Annotated in this window: 20 protein-coding genes; 5 read left to right on the top strand and 15 right to left on the bottom strand. The window is 65.6% G+C overall.

All coding sequences use genetic code 11. The features are described from left to right. Positions 1-3 precede the first annotated feature (3 nt). Both modA and D0901_RS08955 read right to left on the bottom strand, forming a co-directional pair. Positions 4-813, bottom strand: coding sequence for a molybdate ABC transporter substrate-binding protein (gene modA, locus D0901_RS08960; protein WP_129139966.1), 810 nt, complete (start codon positions 811-813; stop codon positions 4-6). A gap of 83 nt (positions 814-896) precedes the next feature. Then, on the bottom strand, positions 897-1,262 hold the full coding sequence (locus D0901_RS08955; protein ID WP_129139965.1) for a winged helix-turn-helix domain-containing protein: 366 nt from the start codon (positions 1,260-1,262) through the stop codon (positions 897-899). 174 nt (positions 1,263-1,436) lie between these two features. On the opposite strand from D0901_RS08955, the gene D0901_RS08950 reads away from it, so the two are divergent. Further along, a complete protein-coding gene (locus D0901_RS08950; RefSeq protein WP_129139964.1) occupies positions 1,437-2,303 on the top strand; it encodes an AraC family transcriptional regulator in 867 nt (288 codons plus the stop codon). Positions 2,304-2,410: 107 nt separating this feature from the next. Here the strand turns inward: D0901_RS08950 and D0901_RS08945 are convergent, their stop codons facing one another. From D0901_RS08945 to D0901_RS08925, 5 genes are all read right to left on the bottom strand, one after another. Continuing rightward, on the bottom strand, positions 2,411-3,079 hold the full coding sequence (locus D0901_RS08945) for an amino acid ABC transporter permease (RefSeq protein ID WP_129139963.1): 669 nt from the start codon (positions 3,077-3,079) through the stop codon (positions 2,411-2,413). A 5-nt stretch (positions 3,080-3,084) separates the two neighbouring features. After that, the gene (locus D0901_RS08940) at positions 3,085-3,825 is read right to left on the bottom strand and encodes an amino acid ABC transporter ATP-binding protein (protein ID WP_129139962.1); all 741 of its coding nucleotides are present in this window, start codon (positions 3,823-3,825) and stop codon (positions 3,085-3,087) included. 14 nt (positions 3,826-3,839) lie between these two features. Further along, a complete protein-coding gene (locus D0901_RS08935) occupies positions 3,840-4,514 on the bottom strand; it encodes an amino acid ABC transporter permease (RefSeq protein ID WP_129139961.1) in 675 nt (224 codons plus the stop codon). 100 nt (positions 4,515-4,614) lie between these two features. Further along, entirely contained in the window at positions 4,615-5,466 is an 852-nt protein-coding gene (locus D0901_RS08930) for a transporter substrate-binding domain-containing protein (protein WP_129139960.1), read from the bottom strand. 413 nt (positions 5,467-5,879) lie between these two features. Beyond that, on the bottom strand, positions 5,880-6,356 hold the full coding sequence (locus D0901_RS08925) for a peroxiredoxin (protein ID WP_129139959.1): 477 nt from the start codon (positions 6,354-6,356) through the stop codon (positions 5,880-5,882). Between the two features lie 215 nt (positions 6,357-6,571). Here D0901_RS08925 and D0901_RS08920 point away from each other — a divergent pair, with 215 nt between their 5' ends. Continuing rightward, positions 6,572-7,192, top strand: coding sequence for a TetR/AcrR family transcriptional regulator (locus tag D0901_RS08920; protein WP_129139958.1), 621 nt, complete (start codon positions 6,572-6,574; stop codon positions 7,190-7,192). Between the two features lie 71 nt (positions 7,193-7,263). Here D0901_RS08920 and preA read toward each other — a convergent pair whose 3' ends face one another. The 4 genes from preA to D0901_RS08900 form a co-directional block, all read right to left on the bottom strand. After that, entirely contained in the window at positions 7,264-8,562 is a 1,299-nt protein-coding gene (gene preA / locus D0901_RS08915) for an NAD-dependent dihydropyrimidine dehydrogenase subunit PreA (RefSeq protein WP_129139957.1), read from the bottom strand. Beyond that, a complete protein-coding gene (locus D0901_RS08910; RefSeq protein ID WP_129139956.1) occupies positions 8,562-9,947 on the bottom strand; it encodes an NAD(P)-dependent oxidoreductase in 1,386 nt (461 codons plus the stop codon). The genes preA and D0901_RS08910 overlap by 1 nt, the downstream gene beginning before the upstream one ends. Before the next feature lie 96 nt (positions 9,948-10,043). Then, complete coding sequence (hydA, locus tag D0901_RS08905; protein ID WP_129139955.1) at positions 10,044-11,486, bottom strand: dihydropyrimidinase; 1,443 nt, start codon at positions 11,484-11,486, stop codon at positions 10,044-10,046. Positions 11,487-11,579: 93 nt separating this feature from the next. Next, positions 11,580-12,446, bottom strand: coding sequence for a nitrilase-related carbon-nitrogen hydrolase (locus D0901_RS08900; RefSeq protein ID WP_129139954.1), 867 nt, complete (start codon positions 12,444-12,446; stop codon positions 11,580-11,582). 553 nt (positions 12,447-12,999) lie between these two features. On the opposite strand from D0901_RS08900, the gene D0901_RS08895 reads away from it, so the two are divergent. Beyond that, positions 13,000-14,508, top strand: a complete 1,509-nt coding sequence (locus D0901_RS08895; protein WP_129139953.1) for an NCS1 family nucleobase:cation symporter-1 — start codon at positions 13,000-13,002, stop codon at positions 14,506-14,508. A 143-nt stretch (positions 14,509-14,651) separates the two neighbouring features. On the opposite strand, the gene D0901_RS08890 is transcribed toward D0901_RS08895, so the two are convergent. Then, a complete protein-coding gene (locus D0901_RS08890; protein WP_129139952.1) occupies positions 14,652-15,674 on the bottom strand; it encodes a sugar ABC transporter substrate-binding protein in 1,023 nt (340 codons plus the stop codon). Positions 15,675-15,949: 275 nt separating this feature from the next. Then, positions 15,950-17,302, bottom strand: coding sequence for an MFS transporter (locus D0901_RS08885; RefSeq protein ID WP_129139951.1), 1,353 nt, complete (start codon positions 17,300-17,302; stop codon positions 15,950-15,952). Positions 17,303-17,661: 359 nt separating this feature from the next. Between D0901_RS08885 and D0901_RS08880 the strand changes: the two genes are divergently transcribed. Next, a complete protein-coding gene (locus D0901_RS08880; protein WP_129139950.1) occupies positions 17,662-18,243 on the top strand; it encodes an ANTAR domain-containing response regulator in 582 nt (193 codons plus the stop codon). Between the two features lie 9 nt (positions 18,244-18,252). Further along, positions 18,253-19,467 (top strand): CmpA/NrtA family ABC transporter substrate-binding protein, encoded by a 1,215-nt coding sequence (locus D0901_RS08875; protein WP_129139949.1) that lies wholly within the window; start codon positions 18,253-18,255, stop codon positions 19,465-19,467. A gap of 81 nt (positions 19,468-19,548) precedes the next feature. Here D0901_RS08875 and D0901_RS08870 read toward each other — a convergent pair whose 3' ends face one another. Both D0901_RS08870 and D0901_RS08865 read right to left on the bottom strand, forming a co-directional pair. Next, on the bottom strand, positions 19,549-21,264 hold the full coding sequence (locus tag D0901_RS08870) for a peptidoglycan DD-metalloendopeptidase family protein (RefSeq protein ID WP_129139948.1): 1,716 nt from the start codon (positions 21,262-21,264) through the stop codon (positions 19,549-19,551). Positions 21,265-21,466: 202 nt separating this feature from the next. Next, on the bottom strand, positions 21,467-22,238 hold a 772-nt coding region (locus D0901_RS08865), incomplete at its 5' end, for a pirin family protein (protein WP_162500844.1).

Genomic DNA, 22,238 nt, shown 5'->3' with positions numbered 1-22,238 from the left:
CGCTCAGGGGCGAGTGGTGGGGGCCGGCGAGAAGCCGAACTTCGTGAAGAGGGTCATCGCCTCGTCGCCGGTCAGCCAGTCGCGGAAGGCCCGGGCAGCGTCACTGGCGGGCGGGTCGATCAGCGCCAGCGGATAGGTGATGGGCTGGTGGCTGTCGGCGGGGAACACGCCCAACTGGTGGACCTTGTCGCTGGCCTGGGCGTCGCTCCGGTAGACGATGCCCAGGGGCGCCTCGCCGCGTTCGACCAGCGCCAGCGCGGCGCGCACGTTGTCGCCACGGGCGAGCCGGGGTTCCAGGGTCCGCCATTCGCCGAGCGATTCGAGCGCCTGCCTGGCGTAGATGCCGGCGGGGACGTGATCGGGATCGCCCACCGCCAGCCGCCGGCCGTCGTCGAGCCGCGAGGCGACCGGTTGACCGGCACCCGGCGTGAAGGGTTCGGCGTCCTCCTGCGGCGCGCCGATCAGCACCAGGCGGTTGCTCAGCAGATCCGCGCGCTGGGTCAGCGTCACATCCTGCTCGGCCAGCCAGTCCATCCAGCGCTCGTTGGCCGAGACGTAGAGGTCGGCCGGTGCGCCGTTGGCGATCTGGCGGGCAGCGGTGGAGGAGGCGGCATAGACCGCCACGATGTCGGCGTCGTGATCGGCTTCGTAGTCGGCGATCACCGCATTCAGGGCGTCGGTCAGCGAGGCGGCGGCGTAGACAGTGACGGTGGGCGTGGCCCGGGCCAGCGATGCACCGGCAAGCAGGGTCAGCGCCGCCAGCTGGCAGAGGCGCAGGGTCCGGCGGCGCGTGGGGTGCTCGGATCGAGGCATGGGGTTATCCGCTATGTATGAATGGATATAGCGGCAACACTATAGCCAGGGTGTTCGTGCTCTGACAAGGCGTCGGCAGCGTTCTATTCGGACGGCGCCAGGCATTCGAGCAGGGCGCGGGCCTCGGGGCAGTCGTCCGGGGCGAGGCGCCGTTCCAGGGCGCGATAGTGATCGATCACCTCGCGGCCGAGCGGGGTGAGCGTGGCACCGCCGCGCTGGCTGCCGCCCATGCGGGTGTCGATCAGCGGCGTGACGAAATGCCGGTTCATGGTCTCGATGAGCTGCCAGGCCTTCTTGTAGCTCATGCCCAGCTCGCGGCTCGCCGAGGCGATCGAGCCGCTGCGGTCGATCGCTTCCAGCAGGTCGGCCTTGCCGGGGCCGATGACCACGTCCTTGTCGGCGACCAGGCGCAACTGAAAGGTGGGTGTGCTGTGGCGGGTGCGGGTCATGGGCCTCTTCCGGGTCGGGAAACGCCCCGTTCTATCACGGGTCGGGCGGCCGTGCAGCCGCCACGTCGCGCATTGTCGCCATGCACCCCGGGCCGGCTTCGCGATTGAGCAATCTGAGTCAGGATCGGCCGGCACTGCTCGGGCATAGTGGCGCCCGATTGAGGAGATTTGGCAGTGAATGGATCAAAGGCATCGGCCTACGCCGCGCGTTTCAACACGGTGTTTCGTTTCATCGATGAACACCTGTCCGAGGACTTGTCCCTGGAACGCCTGAGCCGGGTCGCGCATTTCTCGAAATACCATTTCCACCGGCAGTTCTCGCTGTACGCCGGTACGAGTGTCGCCCGTTACATCCAGCTGATGCGACTGCGGCGGGCGTCCTATCGCCTGGCGTTTATGGGGGAGATGTCGGTCATCGAGATCGCGCTGGAAGCGGGGTTCGAGAATCCGGAATCGTTTTCCCGGGCCTTCAAGACCACCTTTGGCCAGACGCCCTCCCAATTCCGCAAGGCCCCGGCCTGGCAGCCGTGGAACGAGCGGTTTCAATTGCCCCAAAGAGTACGGAGACAGTCGATGGACGTCACGATTATTGAATTTCCCGAAACCCGCGTAGCGGTGCTAGAACACCGGGGGTCACCGGCCCTGGTCAACGAGTCCGCTGCAAAATTCATCGAATGGCGCCAGCAGACCGGCCTGTCGCCAGTGGCAACCAGCGAGTCGATCGGTCTGGCCTGGGACGATCCCAATGCCACGCCGCCGGACGCGTTCCGATTCGACATCTGTGGCTCGGTCAGTGAGCCTGTGCCGGAGAACGAATTCGGCATCATCAACAAGGTGATTCCGGCCGGGCGCTGCGCGGTGGTTCGCCATTTCGGTTCCCACGACCGGATGACCGAACCGGCCTATTATCTGTACCGGGAGTGGTTGCCGGAAAGTGGTGAGGAATTGCGGGACTTCCCCCTCTTCTTCCACTATCACAACCTGCTCCAGGATACGCCGGAACACGAACTGGTGACGGACGTGTGCCTGCCGCTGGTGTGAACCGACTGAAACGGCCTTCTCCCGTTCGTGAAGAAGGCCGCTTTCCCGACCTGACGTTATCGTGGGGCGCCTCCCGCGCACGTTATGGTAGAACTTGGGGCGCTGCGCTAGACATGTGTCACGCCCGGCACGTAGTAGCGCCGTTCGACCCAGCCGAGGAAGCTGGCGACGCTCGAGGTCAGCACCAGATAGATCACCCCGGCGAGCAGGAAGATCTGGAAGAACTCCAGGGTCCGCGAGCCGATGTCAGAGGCCCGTGCAGTGATCTCCACCACGCCGATGGTGTAGGCGATCGAGGTGAACTTGAGCTCGATGATCGCCTCGTTCGACCACTGCGGCAGCACGCGGCGCAGTGCCTGGGGCAGCACGACGTAGCGGATCGCCTGCCACTGGGTCATGCCGCAGGCACGCGCGGCGACCAGTTGGCCCTGGGGCACCGAGAGCACCGAGCCGCGGAAGTATTCCGCCTGGTAGGCGGCGCTGTTGAGGGTGATGGCGATCACCGCCGAGGTGAAGGCGTCGAAGACGATGCCGAGCTGCGGCAGGCCCAGATAGATGAAGAACATCTGCACCAGCATCGGCGTGCCGCGAAACAGCTCGATGTAGGCGGTGCTCAGGGCGTACCAGAAACGGTTGCCGTAGACCCGCGCCCAGGCCAGGGCGAGCCCCAGGAAGAACCCCAGGACGATGGCGATGATCCACAGCGACAGCGTGACCGGCACGCCCTTGAGCAGTTCGGGTAACTGCTCGGCGCTGAACTGCAGGAACTCGATCATGGCGCTCACCCGTGCTCGGCGATGACGTTGAGAAAGGCCCGCGTGCGGTCCTGGGCCGGCTGCGAGAAGAGCGTCTCCGGCGGACCCTGCTCGACGATGTGACCGCCTTCCATGAACACGATCTCGTCCGCCGCCTGACGGGCGAAGCCCATCTCGTGGGAGACCACCAGCATGGTCATGCCGTCGTCGGCGAGACGCTGCATGACCTTGACGACCTCGCCGGTCAGTTCGGGGTCGAGTGCCGAGGTAGGCTCGTCGAAGAGCATCAGCGTGGGGTCCATGGCCAGGGCCCGGGCGATCGACACCCGCTGCTGCTGACCGCCGGAGAGTTCGGCGGGGTAGGCGTCGGCCTTGTCGCCGAGCCCCACGCGCTCGAGTTCCTCGCGGGCGCGGCGGATGGCCTCGTCGCGGGCCTGGCGCTTGACGCGGATCGGACAGATGCTCACGTTGTCGAGCACGCTGAGATGCGAGAACAGGTTGAAGTCCTGGAACACGAAACCGATCCGGGCGCGCATCCGGTCGATGTTGGCGTCGCTGATCTCGACACCGTCGAGTTCGATGGTGCCCCGGTCGGGCTTGGTCAGATGGTTGAGACAGCGCAGGAAGGTACTCTTGCCGGACCCGGAAGGGCCGATCAGCACCTTGGTCTCGCCGCGTGCCAGCGTCAGGGAGATGCCCTTGAGGACCTCGTTGTCGGCGTAGCGCTTGTGGATGGCGTCGGCGCGCAGTACGGGAGTGTCGGCCATGGGGGTTCCTGTCATCACTGGCGTTTTTCGAAACCGGGCACGGCGAGTCGGGCTTCCAGCCAGTAGAGTCCGCTGTTGCCGGCCTTGTTGACGATGAAGTAGAGCAGTGCCACCACGGCGAACACCGTCAGCGTGTTGCCCTGGGTGCTGGTGATGATGTAGTGCGCCTGACGGGTCAGCTCGACCACGCCGATGACGTAGGCCAGCGAGGTCTCCTTGATCTCGGAGGAGAACTCGTTGGTCCAGGGGCCGATGGCGTGGCGGATCGCCTGGGGGAAGAGGATCCAGCGGATCGCCTGGGCCAGGCTCATGCCATGGGCCCGGGCGGCGGTCATCTGCCCGGCGGGGACCGACTGGAAGGCGCTGCGGAAGATCTGCGACTGGTAGGCCCCGGAGCGAAAGCCCAGCGCCAGGATCGCCGCGGCGAACGACGAGATGTCGAAGACCCCGGCCAGCCCGTAGTAGAAGATGAACAGCATGATGATGATCGGCACGCCGCGGAACACGCGCTCGTAGGCCTTGAGCGGCCACTGCACGAAGCGGGTGCGGGGGCCGTAGAGCTGCAGCAGGCAGATCGTCAGGCCGATCACGAAGCCCAGCGCCAGCAGCGCCGCCAGCAGGATCACGGCGATGCCCAGGCCCTTGAGCAGGAACGGAAAGTCCCTGAGGATGACGTCGTAGATGTTCATGCCGGTGCGCGTCCGTCAGGCGAGTGACACACCCGACCGACGCCGGTGCTCCTGCGGGAGGGCACCGGCGACCGGATCGGGCGCCGAGTGGTCGAAGCGATCAGTTGCCCAGGTCGGGCAGTCCGGCCACGGGCTTGGCGTAGGTGTCGACGAACGCGGGCATGTTGCCGGGCACCGGCGGCACGGTGACGCCCGGGATGTAGTCGTGGACGATGGTCGCCCACTGGCCGGAATCCGCGAGAGCGACGATGCCCTGGTTGAGCTTGGGCAGCAGGCCCTGGGGGTCGCCCTTGCTGACCGCCAGTGCCAGCGGGGCGCGGATGAAGATCTTGCCGGCGATCTTCACCGGGCGGCCTTCGTTGATGTATTCCTGCGCCGAAGTGTCGTCGACGTCGACCGCCGTGAGGCGGCCGTTGAGCATGTCGCTGATCGCGGTGACGTAGCTGTCGTAGCTCTTGAGGTTGACGTCGATGTCGCTGTCGAGGACGTTTTCCTCCATCCAGGCCTTCTGCGAGGAGCCGCCCTGGACGCCGACGTTGGCGCCGCAGCACACGGCGGTGAAGACGTTCAGATCGGAGTCCTCGGGGACCACGATCACGTCGTTGGTTTCCCACCAGGGCACGGTGAAGTCGATCACCTTGCTGCGCTCCTCGGTCACCGTCAGGCCGGTGGCGAGGATGTCGATCTTCTCGGCCGAGAGTGCAGGGATCAGCGAGGGAAAGGGCAGGTCCTTGAACTCGATCTCCAGCCCTTCGTTCTCGGCGATCTTCTTCATGGCGTCGATGGCGATGCCCTTGTATTCGCCGGCCTCCACGTAGGCCCAGGGCGGGAAGGAGGCCTCGACCCCCACAGTGTAGGTGTCGGCTGCCTGGCTGTTGGCGGCGGCCAGCGTGCCCAGCGACAGGATCAGTCCGGCGGTCAGCGTCTTCGTCTCGAGTCCCAGAAATCTCATCGGTCACCCTCGTTATTGTGGGTTGTTATCTTGGTCGCCGGCGCCCGCTTTTCGTCGCAAAACCCCCGGCCGAGCGCCTTTACCGATAAAGCGTAGTCCAAAATCGGTGCTTGCTTCGTTCAAGAACCGTTGGACATTAAGGGGTTGCATTCGCGACGAGAGCGCCCGCCTCGCGGTATCTCATTCGGGGCGAGAAGTCAGTCGGTGTCGGGGCTTAACGAACGATGGGGCCAAAAGCGCCTTGGCATCGGGCGTACCGCTGGCTGGGTACCAACGGGCCGCCGATCAGGCGCGGGGCGCGACAGGCTGGAGGGTGGGGCTGACGGGGAGGAGAAGCGTGCTCGGCGTAGTGCGCGGTTCTCCGTCACCACGCCGAGCGCAGGCAGTTTGCGTGCAGCGCAGCACGCCGTGGCTCAGAGCTTGCCCAGCACCGTCTCGGCACTGCTCTGATCGACGCCCTTGGCATCCACGCCCAGGTATTCCACCACACCATCGTCGGCGATCAGCGCGAAACGCTTGCTGCGCGTGCCCATGCCACCGCCGCTGGCGTCCATGTCGAGGCCCAGCGCCCGGGCGAAATCGGCATTGCCGTCGGCCAGCATGGTAATCTGCTGGGCATTCTGATCCTTCTGCCAGGCATCCATGACGAAGGCGTCGTTGACCGCCATGCAGGCGATGGTGTCGACGCCCTTGGCGAGAATGTCGTCGGCCTTGATCACGAAGCCCGGCATGTGGGTGTTGGAACAACCGGGCGTGAAGGCACCGGGCACCGCGAACAATACCACCCGCTTGCCGGCGAACAGCTCGCCGGTCGAGATGTCCTCGGGGCCGTTGGCGCCGTTGGTCTTGATCGTGACGTCGGGAATCTTGTCGCCTACCGAGATGCTCATGAATCGTCCTTAATCCTGGGTGTGAGAGCCGGCGTTTCGCCGACCCGGTAACCCTTCACTCTAGCAACCGTCCGCCGGGGAGGGAACTGCCCGCCGGGCGACGGGGCCGTCACCTGGCCCGGTGCCCTACGACCAAGGCATCCCCCTGAAATCCCGCGAAAAATGGTAGACTCGCGAATATCTTACAGGGAGTCGGTAGCGGTCCAGGGGACGTCATGGCCAAGCGGAAGAGCGGGATTCGCCAGCGCAATGTCGAGAACATTCTGCTGGCGGCGGAGCGGGTGTTCGCCGAGAAGGGATATGCCGGTGCCTCGATGGGCGAGATCGCCCAGTTGGCCGAGATCCCCAAGTCCAACGTGCATTACTACTTCTCGACCAAGGAGGAGTTGTACCGCGAGGTGTTGCTGGGCCTGCTCGAGGTCTGGAAGCAGGACGCGCTGTGCTTCGAGCTTTACGACGACCCGCGCATCGTGCTGTCGACCTACATCCGCGCCAAGATGCAGCATTCGCGCAATCGCGCCGCCGGCTCCAAGGTCTGGGCGGCGGAGGTGATGCAGGGTGCTCCGGTGCTCGGCGACTGTTTGCGCGACAACCTCTACGAATGGGCCAAGCTCAAGGAGGCCAAGATCCGCGAATGGATCGAGGCCGAACGCATCCTGCCCGTCGACCCTTCCTACCTGCTGTACATGATCTGGGCCTCGACCCAGCACTACGCCGATTTCGACCACCAGATCTACCTGCTCAACGACGATGCCCCGCTCGACGACAGGCAGTTCGAGCGCGCGGTGCAGACCGTGACCAGCACTCTGCTGCGGGGGATCGGGTTGTCGCCGTGAGCGCCTCCTGTTCATTATGACGAAAAACCCCGGCTCGTGGCCGGGGCATCGTATCTATCTCGAGGCGGGTATCACGCCGATTCGCGGAAGGGATTGCGTGGGTCCTCGTTCCAGCTCATGTAGGGCTTGCCGCTTTCCTGCGGGACCATGGTGATGCAGCCTTCCACCGGGCAGGTGATCTGGCACAGGTTGCAGCCCACGCATTCTTCCTCGATCACTTCGTAGCGTCGCGCGCCGGCCTCGTCGACGAGCTTGGCGATCGACTGGTGCGAGGTGTCCTCGCAGGCAATGTAGCAGCGTCCGCACTGGATGCACTGATCCTGGTCGATGTGGGCGATGGTCTGGAAGTTCATGTCGAGATACTTCCAGTCGGTGGTATGCGGCACCGCCTTGCCGGAGAAGTCGCTCAGGCGTCGATAGCCCTTCTCGGCCATCCAGCGTGCCAGGCCATCCTGCATCTCTTCGACGATGCGGAAGCCGTGGAGCATGGCGGCGGTGCAGACCTGCACCGCGCCGGCGCCGAGAGCGACGAACTCGGCGGCGTCGTGCCAGTTGGAAACCCCACCGATGCCGCAGATCGGCAGCCCTCGGGTGGCCGGGTCGCGGGCGATCTCGGCGACCATGTTCATGGCGATCGGCTTGACCGCCGCGCCGCAGTAGCCGCCGTGGGTGCTCTGGTGGCCCACGGTGGGGCGGGCGACCATGTGGTCGAGGTCGATCGAGGTGATCGAGTTGATGGTGTTGATCAGCGACACGGCGTCGGCGCCACCGCGCAGCGCGGCGCGGGCCGGCTCGCGGATGTCGGTGATGTTGGGGGTCAGCTTGACGATCACCGGCAGCCGCGAGTAGGTCTTGCACCAGCGCGTGACCTGCTCGATCAGGTCGGGGTTCTGACCCACCGCGGCGCCCATGCCGCGCTCCGGCATGCCGTGGGGGCAGCCCAGGTTGAGCTCGATGCCGTCGGCGCCGGTGGCCTCGACCCGGGGCAGGATCGCCTTCCAGCTCTCCTCGACGCAGGGCACCATGATCGACACGATCAGCGCGCGGTCGGGCCAGCGCTGCTTGACCTCGGTGATCTCGCGCAGGTTGGTCTCCAGGCTGCGGTCGGTGATCAGCTCGATGTTGTTGAAGCCCAGCACCTCGCGGTTCTTGCCGAAATGCGCCGAGTAGCGCGACGACACGTTGACCGGCGCCGGGTCCTCGCCGAGGGTCTTCCACACCACGCCGCCCCAGCCCGCTTCGAAGGCGCGCTCGACATTGTAGGCCTTGTCGGTGGGCGGCGCCGAGGCCAGCCAGAACGGGTTGGGGGACTTGATGCCGGCGAACTCGATACTCAGGTCGACGTCGGGTCGTTTGGCGATCGCTTTCATTACGCCACCTCCTGCTGGGCCATGAGATCCTGATGAATGGCCTGGGCGGCCAGCTTGCCGTGCTGCACGGCCTGCACGGTGAGATCCTGCCCCAGGGCGATGCAGTCGCCGCCGGCGTAGACGCCGGGCAGGTCGGTGCGGAAGTGGCCGTCGACGTGGACCTTGCCGCCTTCGCGTTCCAGCCCCGGGATAGCCGCCAGATGGGCCTCGTCGAGGGCCTGACCGATCGCCGTGAAGACGCCGTCGGCGGCGATCTCCAGTGTCTCGCCGGTGTCCATGAGGGTGCCGTCGCGGGATTGGGTGCGCGCGAAGCGCATGCCGGCCACGCGGCCTTCGGCATCGAGCAGGATCTCTTCGGGACGCGCCCAGGTGACGATCTTGACGCCGTTGGCGCGGGCGATCTCCTGTTCGTGGCCGGTGGCGGGCATGGCGTCGATGCCGCGCCGGTAGACCAGGGTGACCTCGTCGGCGCCGAGACGTGCCATCTGCACCGCCATGTCGATGGCGGTGTTGCCGGCGCCGATCACCACGCAGCGTCGCGCCAGCGGCAGCGTGCTCAGGTCGTCGGTCTCGCGCAGCGTCCGGATGTAGTCGGTGGCGGGCATCAGGCCCGGCGTGGCGACGCCCGGCGCGCCCTCGCCGGCCAGCCCCAGCCGGCGGCTGGTGCCCAGCCCCAGGCCGAGGAAGACGGCGTCGTGATCGCGCTTGAGGGTGGCGAGGTCGAGGTTGTCGCCGAGTTGCTGGCCGTAGTGGATCTCGATGCCGCCGATCTCGAGCAGGAAGTCGATCTCCTTTTGCGCGTAGTCGTCGACCAGCTTGTAGCGGGCGATGCCGTATTCGTTGAGCCCACCGGGCCTGGGATCGGCTTCGAAGATCGTCACCCGATGACCGTGGGACGCCAGGCGGTGGGCGCAGGACAGCCCCGCCGGGCCGGCGCCGACCACGGCGACGTGACGCCCGGTGTCGGCGGCGCGCGGGAAGGGGTGTTCGGTGAAGTGCATGTGGTCGATGGCGTGACGCTGCAGCAGGCCGATCAGTACCGGCTGGCACTCGGCGTCGTGGTTGCGCACGCAGCTCTGCTCGCAGAGGATCTCGGTGGGGCAAACCCGGGCGCAACTGCCGCCGAGGATGTTCTCCTCGAGAATGGTCTGGGCCGCGCCGTTGATGTTGTCCTCGCTGATCTCGCGGATGAAGCGCGGGATGTCGATGTCCGAGGGGCAGGCTTCGATGCAGGGCGCGTCATAGCAGTAGAGACAGCGCTGGCTCTCGATGATCGCCTGGCGCTGGGTCAGCGGCGGGTGCAGGTCGCGGAAGTTGGCTTCCAGCGACGCAGCGTCACGGCCGCCGTCGCCGGCTCGGGGCAGGTGATCGAGGGAATCGGTCACGGTCGGTCTCCTTCGGCGCCGCCGTTCGCTCTGGGCGATGCGGCGGGCCGGTTGTTGTCATTTTCGTTATGGGTCGTACGGGGCGTAGCGGGCGACTCAGCGTTCCACGGCCGTGGGCGCGTTGCGCTCGGCGCGCTTCTCGAGCACGTCGAAGACACCCGGATAGGCCGGGCGCTCGAGGTAACGGCCGGCGCCGCGCTCGGCGCGCAGGTCGCCGTCGCGCCACACCCACTTGCCCTGGCTGACGGTATGGCGGGGGATGCCGGTGACCGTCCTGCCCTCGAAGATGTTGAAGTCGACGTTCTGGTGGTGGGTCTTGGCCGAGATGGTGCGAGTGCCGTTGGGGTCCCAGACCACCAGGTCGGCGTCGGCGCCTTCCTGGATCGCCCCCTTGCGCGGGTACAGGTTGAAGATCTTGGCGGTGTTGGTGGAGGTGACGGCGACGAACTCCTGCATCGAGATGCGTCCGCCGCCCACCCCGGCGTCCCAGAGTACCGCCATGCGATCCTCGATGCCGGCGGTGCCGTTGGGGATCTTGGTGAAGTCGTCCTTGCCCATCATCTTCTGATCGGCGCAGAAGCAGCAGTGGTCGGTGGCGGTGGTCTGCAGGTTGCCGGACTGCAGGCCGGTCCAGAGTGCCGCCTGGTGCTCGGGACTGCGGAAGGGCGGGCTCATCACGTGGCCGGCGGATTGCAGCCAGTCCTTGCTGCGATAGACGCTGTCATCGATCAGCAGGTGTCCGGCGAGCGCCTCGCCGTAGACCGGCTGGCCCTGGCGGCGCGCGTAGGTGATCTCGTCGAGGGCGTCCTTGCAGGAAACGTGCACCACGTAGATCGGTGCGCCCAGCGTGCCGGCGATGCGGATCGCGCGGCTGGCGGCCTCGCCCTCGACCTGTGGCGGGCGCGACAGCGGATGGGCCTCGGGGCCGGTGAGCCCCTGGGCGAGCAGCTTCTGCTGCATGTGATGGACCAGCTCGCCGTTCTCGGCGTGCACCGTGGGCACGGCGCCGAGTTCCAGGCAGCGGGTGAAGCTGGCCACCAGGATGTCGTCGGTGGCCATGATGGCGTTCTTGTAGGCCATGAAGTGCTTGAAACTGTTGACGCCGTGCTCGCGTACCAGGGTGCCCATGTCCTCGTGAACGCTGTCGTCCCACCAGGTGATGGCGACGTGGAAGGCGTAGTCGCTGGCCGCCTTCTCGGCCCAGCCGCGCCAGGTCTGGAAGGCCTCCATCAGCGGCTGGCCGGGGCTGGGAATCACGAAGTCGATGATCGAGGTGGTGCCGCCGGCCAGCCCCGCGGCGGTGCCGGTGTAGAAGTCCTCGCTGGCCACCGTGCCCATGAACGGCAATTGCATGTGGGTATGCGGGTCGATGCCGCCGGGCATCACGTACTGGCCGCCGGCGTCGATCACCTCGGCGTCGCCCGGAGCATCCAGGTCGGGGCCGACGGCGGCGATCTTGCCGTCGACGCAGAGTACGTCGGCGCGGTAGGTGGCATCGTGGGTGACGACGGTGCCGCCACGGATCAGGAGGGTCGCCATGATCTTGGAACCTCTTGGAGTTGTTTGGCCGTTGGGATCAGCACGAGGGGCGCCGGAAGCGTGGCGAACGCAGCCCGTTTCCGGCGGGCCTCGTCATTCGCCGTCGGTGAGGCGCGCGTAGGTTTCCGGCCGGCGGTCGCGGAAGAACTGCCAGGTGTTGCGCACCTCGCGGACCATCGCCAGATCCACCTCGTGGATCAGCAGCTCGTCTTCCTTGTCGCTGGCCTGGGCCTCGATCTGACCGCGCGGATTGGCGATGTAGGAACTGCCGTAGAACTCGCCGATGTTCCAGGGTGCCTCGCTGCCGACCCGGTTGATGGCGGCGATGAAGCAGCCGTTGGCCGCCGCCGAGGCGGGCTGTTCGAGTTCCCACAGATATTGCGAGAGGCCGGCCACGGTGGCCGAGGGGTTGAAGATGATCTCGGCGCCGTTGAGCGCCAGGGCCCGCCAGCCTTCGGGGAAGTGACGGTCGTAGCAGATGTAGACGCCGATCTTGCCGTAGGCGGTGTCGAACACCGGCCAGTCGGACTTGCCGGGCTTGAAGAAGTATTTCTCCCAGAAGCCGGCGACCTGGGGAATGTGCGTCTTGTGGTACTTGCCGAGATAACTGCCGTCGGCGTCGAAGACCGCGGCGGTGTTGTAGTAGATCCCGGTCACCGTCTCTTCGTAGATCGGCACGACGATCACCATGCGGTGCTTGGCGGCGAGTTCCTGCATCATCCGGCAGGTCGGGCCGTCGGGCACCTTCTCGGCGGCGGCATACCACTTCTTGTCCTGGCTGGGGCAGAAGTAGGGCTGGTTGAACACCTCCTGGAAGCAGAGCACCTGAACGCCGGCGGCGGCGGCCTTCTCGATATAGGGCAGGTGCGCCTCGTTCATGGCGTCACGGATGGCTTCCGGCGCCAGGTCGGTGCCGGTCTTCAGGGCCATCTGGATCAAGCCGATCTTTACCTTTTGCATGCACGGTTCCTCGTTGCGAGTGTCTTGTTGTTGGACTGCCTGAAACCTGACAGCATAGACAGGATAAGAATGAAGCTAGTCGCTGTTTAGGATGCCTAGCAAGGATTTTTTGAAAAATATTCAGAGGCTTTTAAAAACAATTATTTAGTGTTCTTCGGGCGCGCTTTCACCAGTTTGGTGATGCCATGCACTAGATTCTGTGTTTTCTATATTATTCTTGTTAATCAGTATCTTAAGATTGTATTGAGCGCCGGTTGAGCATCGGGCTGCGCGGATTGTGCACTACTTTGGAAATTGACTAGAGTGTCAGGGTGTTTCGATACCTGTCCTGGCTTCTCCGCAACGGATCTGTCGGGGCGGCGGGGTTTAAACCTGACACTCGAGGCAGGTTTTTGAAGTTCGAAAAAACAATGACTTGTGTCGCCGATGACCCGTGGCGATGCGGAAAACGACAACAATGTATCGACCCGGCGCGCCATTCGGGCACGTTTCTTGCGAAGCGAATGCCAGCCCCGTCGGGGAGACTGGATAGCCATACGAGGAGACAACAACAATGACCGAAGCGACATCACGTGCCGTGCGGCGCGGCGAACTCGTCGAACTCGAGGTCGGCGAAGACGTCCGCGACAGCTCCCGCTTCAATGAGGACATCGCGCCGACCCGCCTCGAGGAACGCACCTGGTCGCGATGGAACGTCGCCGCGCTGTGGGTGGGCATGGCGATCTGCGTGCCCACCTACACCCTGGGCGGCGTGCTCACCGCCTATTTCGGTCTCAGCGTCGGCGAGGCACTGCTCACCATCCTGCTGGCCAACATCGTGGTGCTGGTGCCACTGACCCTCAACGCCTTTCCGGGGACCAAGTTCGGGATTCCGTTCCCGGTGGTGCTGCGCTCGTCGTTCGGCATTCGCGGCTCCAACGTGCCGTGTCTGATCCGTGCCCTGGTGGGCTGTGGCTGGTTCGGCATCCAGACCATGTTCGGTGGCCTGGCCATCCACCTGCTGCTGTCGGCGATCTTTCCGCCCTGGCGGGCGCTGGACGGCGTCGGCGAGGTGATCGGCTTCTTCCTGTTCGGGGCGATGAACCTCTACGTGGTGATTCGCGGCGCGGAGTCGATCAAGTGGCTGGAGACGCTGGCCGCGCCCTTGCTGCTGGCGGTGGGGATCGGGCTGATGGTGTGGGCGATGCCCCACGTCTCGATCGACGAGCTGATGAGCCAGCCGCCGTCACGCCCGGAGGGGGCCTCGGTGTTCGGCTACTTCTTCGCCGGGCTGACCGCCATGGTCGGCTTCTGGGCCACGCTGTCGCTGAACATTCCCGACTTCAGCCGCTTCGCCAAGAGCCAGAAGGACCAGATCGTGGGTCAGATCATCGGCCTGCCGCTGACCATGTTCTTCTTCGCCGCCCTGGGGGTGGTGATGACCGCGGCCTCGGCCTCGCTGGTCGGCGAGACGGTCTCCGACCCGGTCAGCCTGATCGGCCACATCGACAGCCCCGTGTGGGTGGTCATCGCCATGGTACTGATCATCGTCGCCACGCTGTCGACCAATACCGCGGCGAACATCGTCTCGCCGACCAACGACTTCCAGAACATTGCTCCCAAGCTGATCAACCAGACCCGCGGCACCTTGCTGACCGGCCTGGTCGGCGTGCTGCTGATGGGCTACGACCTGCTGCAGAAGGCCGGGCTGATCGATTCCGGGGTGACCCTGGAGAGCCTCTATTCCAACTGGCTGCTGGGCTATTCGAGCCTGCTGGGGCCGATCGCCGGGATCATGGCGGTGGACTATTTCCTGATCAAGCGTCAGTGGCTCGACGTCGCCAGCCTCTACAAGGACGGCGCGGCGTACCCGGCCTACAATCCGGCCGGATTCATCGCCTTTCTGGTGCCGGTGGCGCTGACGGTGTTCTCGCTGGCCACCGGGGCCTGGACCTGGTTCTACGACTACGGCTGGTTCACCGGCTCGGCGCTGGGCGCAGTGGTCTACTACGTTGCCAGCCAATGGCTGGCCGGGCCGGTCGTCGCCGAGCCGCCGGCGGTGGCCGAGAAGGCCAAGCCCTGACCTCTTCGATGTGTAAAAGCGCCAACGCCCGGCACTGAGCCGGGCGTTGCCTTGCGGGTTACGGTCGATATCCGTGACGGCGCATGTGACGGGCGTCTGTTCCCGGGACAGGGGCGGGAAAATCCTCTGTCCGAGCGAGGCGTTCAGCCCCAGCAGCGTTCGAGACCCTCCTCGATACTGATGGAGTCGACGCCCTCGACGGGGTGGTCGGTGACCAGGTTGACGCCGGTGTTGATGAAGTCCAGCCCTGGACTGTTCTGGGGTTTCTCGCCGGTCTCGACATAGGTCTTGACCGCTTCGATGCCCTTCGAGGCCATGAGCAGCGGGTACTGCTGCGCCGTGGCGCCGATGACGCCTTCCTGAACGTTCTTCACGCCCGGGCAACCGCCATCGATGGACACGATGGTGGCCTGATCCTCCAGGCCGGCCGCCTCGAGTGCCTGATAGGCCCCGGCGGCGGCGGGTTCGTTGATGGTATAGACCAGATTGATGCTCGAGTCCTTCTTCAGCAGGTTTTCCATGGCCTTGCGCCCGCGATCCTCGGCGCCGTAGCTCACGTCGTGGCCGACGATGCGCGGATCGGTTTCGTCACCCCATTTGTTCGGGTCCTTGACGTCGATGCCGAAGCCCTGCATGAAGCCCTGGTCGCGCTGCACGCCCACCGACGGCTGGCTGACGGCCAGATCCAGAAAGGCGATACGGGCTTTCTCGTCGTCCACGCGTTTCCTGGCCCATTCGCCGATCAGCTTGCCGGCCTGGACGTTGTCGGTGGCGAAGGTCGCATCGGCCGCGCTGGCCGGTTGCAGCTTGGTATCGAGCGCGATGACCATGATCCCGGCCTGACGCGCTTTGCCGATCGACGGAAAGATCGCCTTGGTATCGGACGGGGTGATCAGAATGCCGTCGACGCCCTCGTCGATGCAGGATGCGATGGCGGCGACCTGGCTCTGGTTGTCGCCGTCGTATGTGCCGGCATAGGTTGTCAGATCGACTCCCAGTTTTTTCGCCGTCTGTTCGGCGCCCTTCTTCATGGTCACGAAGTAGGGGTTGGTATCCGTCTTGGTGATCAGACAAGCGCTGACGTTCTTGGCAAGGGCGGGCGAGGCGAGTAGTGCGGCACTCAGCGCCCCGCAGGATGCCAGGGTTTTGATCCAGATTCTGTTCATTGAAGGACTACTCCTGCGTCGCGAATCGCGTTTTATCGTTTTATGACGGCGGCGCGGCCGAGCATGGCGGGAAGCCGGAAACCGTGCGCCGTGCTTTCGATTGGGCGAGATGAGGAGAAATCTGTAAATGCATCAAAGGTCTAGTACTTTTTGACCACCTCGATTCGCCGACGCCAGGTCACGTGCCGGGCGTCGGCGTCGCAGCGTCACCGATAGCCCGCCGCCTGCAGGTGGAGCAGCGTTGCGTAGCGGGCCGGCGTGGCAGGATCGGGAATTCAGCGCAGTGACAACGCGCCGGGGGCGGCCTCGCCGTCGGCGGCCGCGCGGTAGGCCGCGTCTTCCTCGGCCAGCACCTGCGGTGAGAAGCGCACCAGGAAGGTGAAGAAGGCGGCAACCATCACCGCCATGCCCAGGTAGAGCAGGCCCTGCTGGTAGGTCAGCGTCTCGGCGCGGAACAGGAAGCCGGCGGCCACCGCCCCGGCGTTGCCGCCCGCACCGACGATGCCGGCCACCGCTCCCAGCGCCTTCTTGTTGATGAAGGGCACGACCCCGAAGGTGGCACCTTCGGCCATCTGGGTGAAGAGGCTGAACACCAGCATGATGCCGATGGCCACGGCGAGGGTCTCCATCTGGGCGAAGCCCATCAGCGCGATGCCTTCGAAGAACATCGCGATGAACAGCCAGCGCACGCGTCCCTTGAGGCCGCCATTGCGGGCGAACAGATCCGAGAACACCCCGCCCAGCGTCCGCGCGAACAGGTTCATCAGGCCGAACAGGCCGGCGATCAGGCCGGCGGTGGCCAGGTCGAGTTCGAAATTGTCGAAGAAGTAGATGGCGGCGATGTTGTTGATGGTCAGTTCGACCCCGAAGCAGGCCGCGTAGACCACGAACAGGGCCCAGACTCGGACATCCCTGGCGGCGGCGCCGAAGGTGCTGCGCATGCTGTATTCGCGTTCGCTGCGCGGCAGTTCGCCGCGTTCACGCAGCTCGCTGAAGTTGCCGTCCGGGGCGTCCTGGGTGAAGTGGTAGTAAGCGATGCCGGTCAGGAACAGCACGATGCCCGGCACGACCATCGCCAGGCGCCAGCCCAGGGTCTCCTCGACGCCCAGCATCATCACCGCGGCGAAGATCAGTGGCATGACGATCTGGGTCGTGCCCCCGCCCAGGTTGCCCCAGCCGGCGGTGGTGGCGTTGGCGGTGCCCACCACGTTGGGGCCGAACATCACCGAGGTGTGGTACTGGGTGATCACGAACGAGGCGCCGATCGCGCCGATCGCCAGGCGGGCAAGGAAGAAGCTCTCGAAGCTGTCGGCGAGACCGATCAGCATCACCGGCAGCGAGCCCAGGCACAGCAGCCAGGTGTAGGCCTTGCGCGGGCCGATCTTGTCGCAGAGTACGCCGATCGCCAGGCGCACGATGACGGTGATCGCCACCGAGGCGATGATGGTATTGCCGATCTGGGTCTTGGTCAGGCCGAGATCGTCGCGCACCACCGCCATCAGCGGGGCGATGCCGAACCAGCCGAAGAAGCAGATGTGGAAGGCGAACCAGGAGAGGTGGAAGGCGCGCATTTGCGGGGTCTTGAGACTGAACAGGCGGATCCTGTTGGCCTTGTTGCGAATGTCCATGGGACAGTCCTCATCGAGTGGTTTCGAACACGGAGTCGTGGGCCTTCGCCGTTGAAGGTCCGGGTTCGACGCACTCGTACTCGCGAGGCAAGCCTGGTCCACGTCAGTCTGCCAAGCCCCGATGCAGAAGCCGTGCCAATCGATGCGAGGTGCGATATTTCAAGCGCTTGGGTCATCTGAGGCGGCCCTCGCCGGTGTCGCGGAGCGCCGCTTTGGGGCACCTGGGCCTGGACGTGCACCCGAACGATGCACCCGGAGGAGATCCCGGCGCCGATAACACGCCCCGTTGGGGCGGTGCCATGCTGGCGCGATTACTGCATGGACGGAGGAAGCAGGCATCCATAGCAGAGGAAGGGGGCATGACAATCAGGATTCTGATCGTGGATGCCAAGGCCGAGCGGTCCCGGGAGCTCGATCGGGCGCTGGCCGAGGCAGGGTTCGAGGTGGTGACCATCGTCGACGAGCAGGACGATCTCTATGCGACCATGGCGCGCACGCAGCCGGACGCGGTGATCGTCGACGCGGCACTGCCCGGGCGCGATACCCTCGAGCACCTGGGCCAGCTCGGCAAGCGCTATCCCAAGCCGATGATCATGCTGGCCGAGGAAGAAACGCCGGAACTCACCCAACAGGCCGCCCGGGCCGGGGTCAGCGCCTATGTCGTCGACAGCGTGATGCCGGCGCTGGTGCGCTCGATGGTCAACGTGGCGATCGCCAGCTTCGAGTCGCATCGCGCGCTCAAGGGCGAATTGAGCCGTACCCAGGAAACCCTGACTCAGCGGCGGACGATCGACCGGGCCAAGAGTCTGATCATGGAAACCCGTGGCATCGGCGAGGAAGCCGCCTACCAGTATCTGCGCAAGACGGCCATGAACCGGCGCATGACCCTTCACGAACTTGCCCGGGAACTGCTCGCCGCGACCGGCAGGCAATCATCATAGGAGACAGGCATGAACGCGATCCCGGCCGATGGCCCGTTCACTGCGCCCGAGCGGCGGCAAGTCACGCTGGGCATGTTGCCGCTCAACGATGTCGCGCCGCTGGTGGTGGCACTCGAGGAGGGCTTTTTCGCCGAGCAGGGGCTCGAGGTGACGCTCGTCGTCGAGTCGTCCTGGGCGAGTCTGCGCGACGGCCTGCAACTGGGACTGCTCGACGCTGCCCAGATGCTGGCGTTGATGCCGCTGGCGTCCACGCTGGGGCTGGATGGCCGGCCGACCCCGGTGCTCTCGGCGTTGACGCTCAACCTCGGTGGCAACGCCATTACCGTCTCGCCCGAACTCCATGCGCGCCTGCTCGACGTGGCGCCGCACGGGCTCGACGTGCCACTCGAACAGGCCCGGGCCCTGGCGCGGGTGGTCGCGGCGCGCCAACGGGCCGGCGAGGCACCGTTGCGCTTCGCCAACGTCTACCCGTTCTCGTCGCATCGCTATCTGCTGCGCTACTGGCTGGCCGCCGGCGGCATCGACCCCGATCGCGATCTCGATCTGCGGGTGGTACCGCCGCCCCAGATGGTCAGTCAACTCGAGGCGGGCCGCCTGGACGGCTACTGCGTCGGCGAGCCCTGGAACCGCCTGGCGGTCAGTCGCGGCTCGGGGGTGGTGCTGTGCGACAGCTTCGCCATCTGGGGTGCCAGTCCGGAGAAGGTGCTCGGTGTGCGGGAGGCCTGGGCCGACCGCTACCCGGCGACGCATCGCGCTCTGCTGCGGGCCCTGCTCGCGGCCTGTGCCTGGCTCGATGATACGCCGGCGCACCGCGAGCGGGCCGCGCGACGGCTGTGCATGGGCGGTTATCTGGACGTCTCGCCGCTGGTGGTCGAGGAGGGCTTGCGACTGCCGACGCAGACGGCCTCGTCGTCGGGCATGACGCTCTTTCACCGCCACGCCGCCAACTTTCCATGGCGCTCGCAGACCCGCTGGTATGCCGCTCAGATGCAGCGCTGGGGTCACCTGGACGCGTCGCTCGATCTGGAGGCAGCCCTCGCGCGCTGTGTGCGTCCCGACCTGTACCGCCAGGCGGCGGATGAACTGGAGTTGTCGTGCCCGCTCAGCGATGTCAAACCGGGTGGCGAGGGCGCTCACGCCGGGCCCTGGACGCTCCCGGGCAGTCGTGGCGATATCGCCATGGCGGCGGACCGCTTCATCGACGGTGAGGTGTTCACCGCCTGATTGCAGGGGGGCGTAGCGGCAGAGACGACGAGGCCCCGCCATGGCGGGGCCTCGTCGTGCTGGTCATCCCGAAGCGTGGGGTTAGATATCGTCGGGGCGTTGCTTCGACGGGGATACCTTCGCCAGCTGGCCGTTCTCGCGATCCTCGAGCTTGGCCAGCAGCTCCTTGGACTGCTTCTTGAACGCCGCGAGCGCCTTGCCGGACAGGTTCTTGCTCTCGGGCAGCTTGACGCGCATGGCATCCACCGGGCGATTGTTGACGATGATCTCGTAGTGCAGGTGGGGCCCGGTACTGCGCCCGGTGTTGCCCGACAGGGCGATCTTCTCGCCCATGTGGACGCGCTGCCCCTCCTTGACCAGGGTCTTGGAGAGGTGCATGTAGCGGGTCTTGTAGCCGTTGTCCTGACGAATCACCAGGTAGTTGCCGGCGCCGCCGCGCTGATAGGCGGCCTTGACCACGCGGCCGTCGGCCGGCGCGCGCACGGGCGTGCCCCGGGGCATGGCGAAGTCGGTGCCGTAGTGGGGCGAGACGCGCCCGGTCACCGGGTTGACGCGACGCAGGTTGAAGGAGGAACTGATCCGATAATGCCCGTTGAAGGGGTAGCGGTCGAAGGCCGGGTCGAGGCTGTGGCCGTCCGGGGTATAGAAACGATCGTCGTCGTCGTTGCGGACCACCGTGAGGTCGGTACGCTGGCCCTCGTAATGGGCGGCGAGGATGCGCGAGTCCATGGCCTGGCCGTCGACCATGTCGGATTCGACCAGTACCTGGAAATGATCGCCGCGACGGGCGTCGCGGCGGAAGTTGATCTTCTTGGCCAGCAGATTGGTCAGATCGGCGACGTCGCCGTTCGACAGCCCGGTGGCCTCCGCGGAGCCGGCGAAGCTGCCGCTCACGGTACCGGCGAACAGCCGCTGGGTGGCTTCGGTGGCCTTCTCGACGGTGGCGACGTCGAACGGCGCGTCGCCGCCGTCACGCTCGATCAGGTAGCCCTCGCGGGCGTTCTTCATCACGCGCAGGGCCAGCAGGTGGCCGTTCTCGTCGAGCTTGAAGTCGAGGTTGTCGCCGACCCGCCAGCGCGTCAGGACCTGCTTGTCGGGCAGCTCGTCGAGCAGGCCGATGACCTCGCTGTAGCCCAGGCCGAAGGTGCGCTGGGCCATCACCGCAAAGGTATCGCCGGGCTGGACGGTGTAGGTTTCCCACTGGGGAACGAAGACTTCCTTGGCGGCCAGCTCGTTGGCCAGGTCCACATCGCCATCGTCCAGCACCAGCGGGTCGGAGGAGAAGACGTCCTGGTCACTGCCGTCCATGTCGGTGGGTGTGCTGCGGGCCAGTTGCAGGGCGACTTGCAGCACGTCGTTGCCGATGGACGCCGGGGAGGCGATGGTATCGGCCCGGGCCACGTCGGAACTGCCGGCCGGCTGCAGCGGTAGCGGGTCGGCTGCCGGTGACAACTGGGCGGCATGTGCCTGCTGGATGAAATCGATGTCGACGATGCCCTGGGGGGCCAGGTCGGCCAGCGGGATCTCGTCGTCGGGGGAATTCGCTGCGGCCGGCTGCAGCGCGGCGATCGGTGGCGTTTCGGTGGCGGAAACCGTCGCCACGCTGTTCACGGAATCAGAAGTGTCACTCGACGCGGGGATGCCGACGGCCAGATTGACTTGACGGGAGGCCTCGGTATTTCCGGTGTCATCGAATGCGGCAAGAATCTTGTGCGTGCCCAGCACGGTGACCATGGTGGCAACGGGAATAAGCAGCAACTTGTGCGTGCGGGGCAGCGAATGAAGGATTCGCAACATATAAAAAGGGCTCGGGTGCATGACGATTGACAGAAACCGAATGCACCTTAACCCATGCCCTACGGCATGCCTACCCTGTATGGCCATACAGGGTATTAAACTGACCACCAACGGCTACATGAGGTTACTCATTGTCACTCCCTGTGACTGATGGGTTGCGGCAAATCCCTTTGCCCTTACTGTACAAGACGAACGCCGTTCGTCAATGCGCCTTTTCGGCGAATGTGCCATCCCGATAGTCGCGAAGCGCCTGGTCGAGCTCCTCGCGATGATTCATCACGAAGGGCCCGTAGTGCGCGATCGGCTCGTGATGGGGGTGGCCGGCCAGCAGCAGCGCCTGGCCGCCGTGGCGGCTGTCCAGGGTCAGCGTGTCGCCGCCGCTCAACCGCGCCAGACGCTGGCTGCCGATGGGGCTGTCCGCCACCTGCATCTCGCCCTCGAAGACGTAGACCAGCAGCGTGGGAGCGGCCGTCTCGAGGGTCAGCGAGGCGCCGGGCTCGAGGGCGACATGGGCGATGCCCGACTCCCCGGCCAGGGCGTCCAGCGGGCCGCTGATTCGCTGTGAGGACGTCCTCCAGTCGCCGCCCAGGGCCATCAGGGCGGCGCCTTGCGTCTCTAGGCGCGGCATCTGGGCGTGACGGATGTCACGGTAGGTCGCCGGGCTCAGCTTGTCGCGCGCCGGCAGGTTGATCCACAGCTGAAAGGCGTGCAGCCCCTGGCTGTCGGTCAAGGGCATCTCCGAATGGATGATGCCGTGTCCGGTGTGCATCCACTGGGCGTCGCCGGCGCCGATGGTGCTGCGATGACCGAGGTGATCCTCATGAGTGAGCCCGCCGTGGATAACATAGGTCAAGGTCTCGATGCCGCGATGCGGGTGCGGCGGAAAGCCGCCGATGTAGTCGTCCGGCTGGTCGGAGCCCAGCTCGTCGAGCATCAGGAACGGGTCGAGCCCGCCGCCGAAATCGTGAATACGC

It is taken from the genome of Modicisalibacter coralii (assembly GCF_004117855.1).
Classification (GTDB): Bacteria; Pseudomonadota; Gammaproteobacteria; order Pseudomonadales; family Halomonadaceae; genus Modicisalibacter; species Modicisalibacter coralii.
Note: the sequence above shows the minus strand (reverse complement) of the source record. Positions and strands in the feature narration are given on the sequence as shown.

Bases quoted from the DNA above. Each gene is read 5' to 3' on its own strand.
- D0901_RS08890 (WP_129139952.1), bottom strand. From the start codon at position 15,674: ATGAACAGAATCTGGATCAAAACCCTGGCATCCTGCGGGGCGCTGAGT.
- D0901_RS08925 (WP_129139959.1), bottom strand. From the start codon at position 6,356: ATGAGCATCTCGGTAGGCGACAAGATTCCCGACGTCACGATCAAGACC.
- D0901_RS08870 (WP_129139948.1), bottom strand. From the start codon at position 21,264: ATGTTGCGAATCCTTCATTCGCTGCCCCGCACGCACAAGTTGCTGCTT.
- preA (WP_129139957.1), bottom strand. From the start codon at position 8,562: ATGAAAGCGATCGCCAAACGACCCGACGTCGACCTGAGTATCGAGTTC.
- D0901_RS08880 (WP_129139950.1), top strand. From the start codon at position 17,662: ATGACAATCAGGATTCTGATCGTGGATGCCAAGGCCGAGCGGTCCCGG.
- modA (WP_129139966.1), bottom strand. From the start codon at position 813: ATGCCTCGATCCGAGCACCCCACGCGCCGCCGGACCCTGCGCCTCTGC.
- hydA (WP_129139955.1), bottom strand. From the start codon at position 11,486: ATGGCGACCCTCCTGATCCGTGGCGGCACCGTCGTCACCCACGATGCC.
- D0901_RS08875 (WP_129139949.1), top strand. From the start codon at position 18,253: ATGAACGCGATCCCGGCCGATGGCCCGTTCACTGCGCCCGAGCGGCGG.
- D0901_RS08940 (WP_129139962.1), bottom strand. From the start codon at position 3,825: ATGGCCGACACTCCCGTACTGCGCGCCGACGCCATCCACAAGCGCTAC.
- D0901_RS08920 (WP_129139958.1), top strand. From the start codon at position 6,572: ATGGCCAAGCGGAAGAGCGGGATTCGCCAGCGCAATGTCGAGAACATT.
- D0901_RS08955 (WP_129139965.1), bottom strand. From the start codon at position 1,262: ATGACCCGCACCCGCCACAGCACACCCACCTTTCAGTTGCGCCTGGTC.
- D0901_RS08945 (WP_129139963.1), bottom strand. From the start codon at position 3,079: ATGATCGAGTTCCTGCAGTTCAGCGCCGAGCAGTTACCCGAACTGCTC.
- D0901_RS08930 (WP_129139960.1), bottom strand. From the start codon at position 5,466: ATGAGATTTCTGGGACTCGAGACGAAGACGCTGACCGCCGGACTGATC.
- D0901_RS08885 (WP_129139951.1), bottom strand. From the start codon at position 17,302: ATGGACATTCGCAACAAGGCCAACAGGATCCGCCTGTTCAGTCTCAAG.
- D0901_RS08900 (WP_129139954.1), bottom strand. From the start codon at position 12,446: ATGCAAAAGGTAAAGATCGGCTTGATCCAGATGGCCCTGAAGACCGGC.
- D0901_RS08895 (WP_129139953.1), top strand. From the start codon at position 13,000: ATGACCGAAGCGACATCACGTGCCGTGCGGCGCGGCGAACTCGTCGAA.
- D0901_RS08935 (WP_129139961.1), bottom strand. From the start codon at position 4,514: ATGAACATCTACGACGTCATCCTCAGGGACTTTCCGTTCCTGCTCAAG.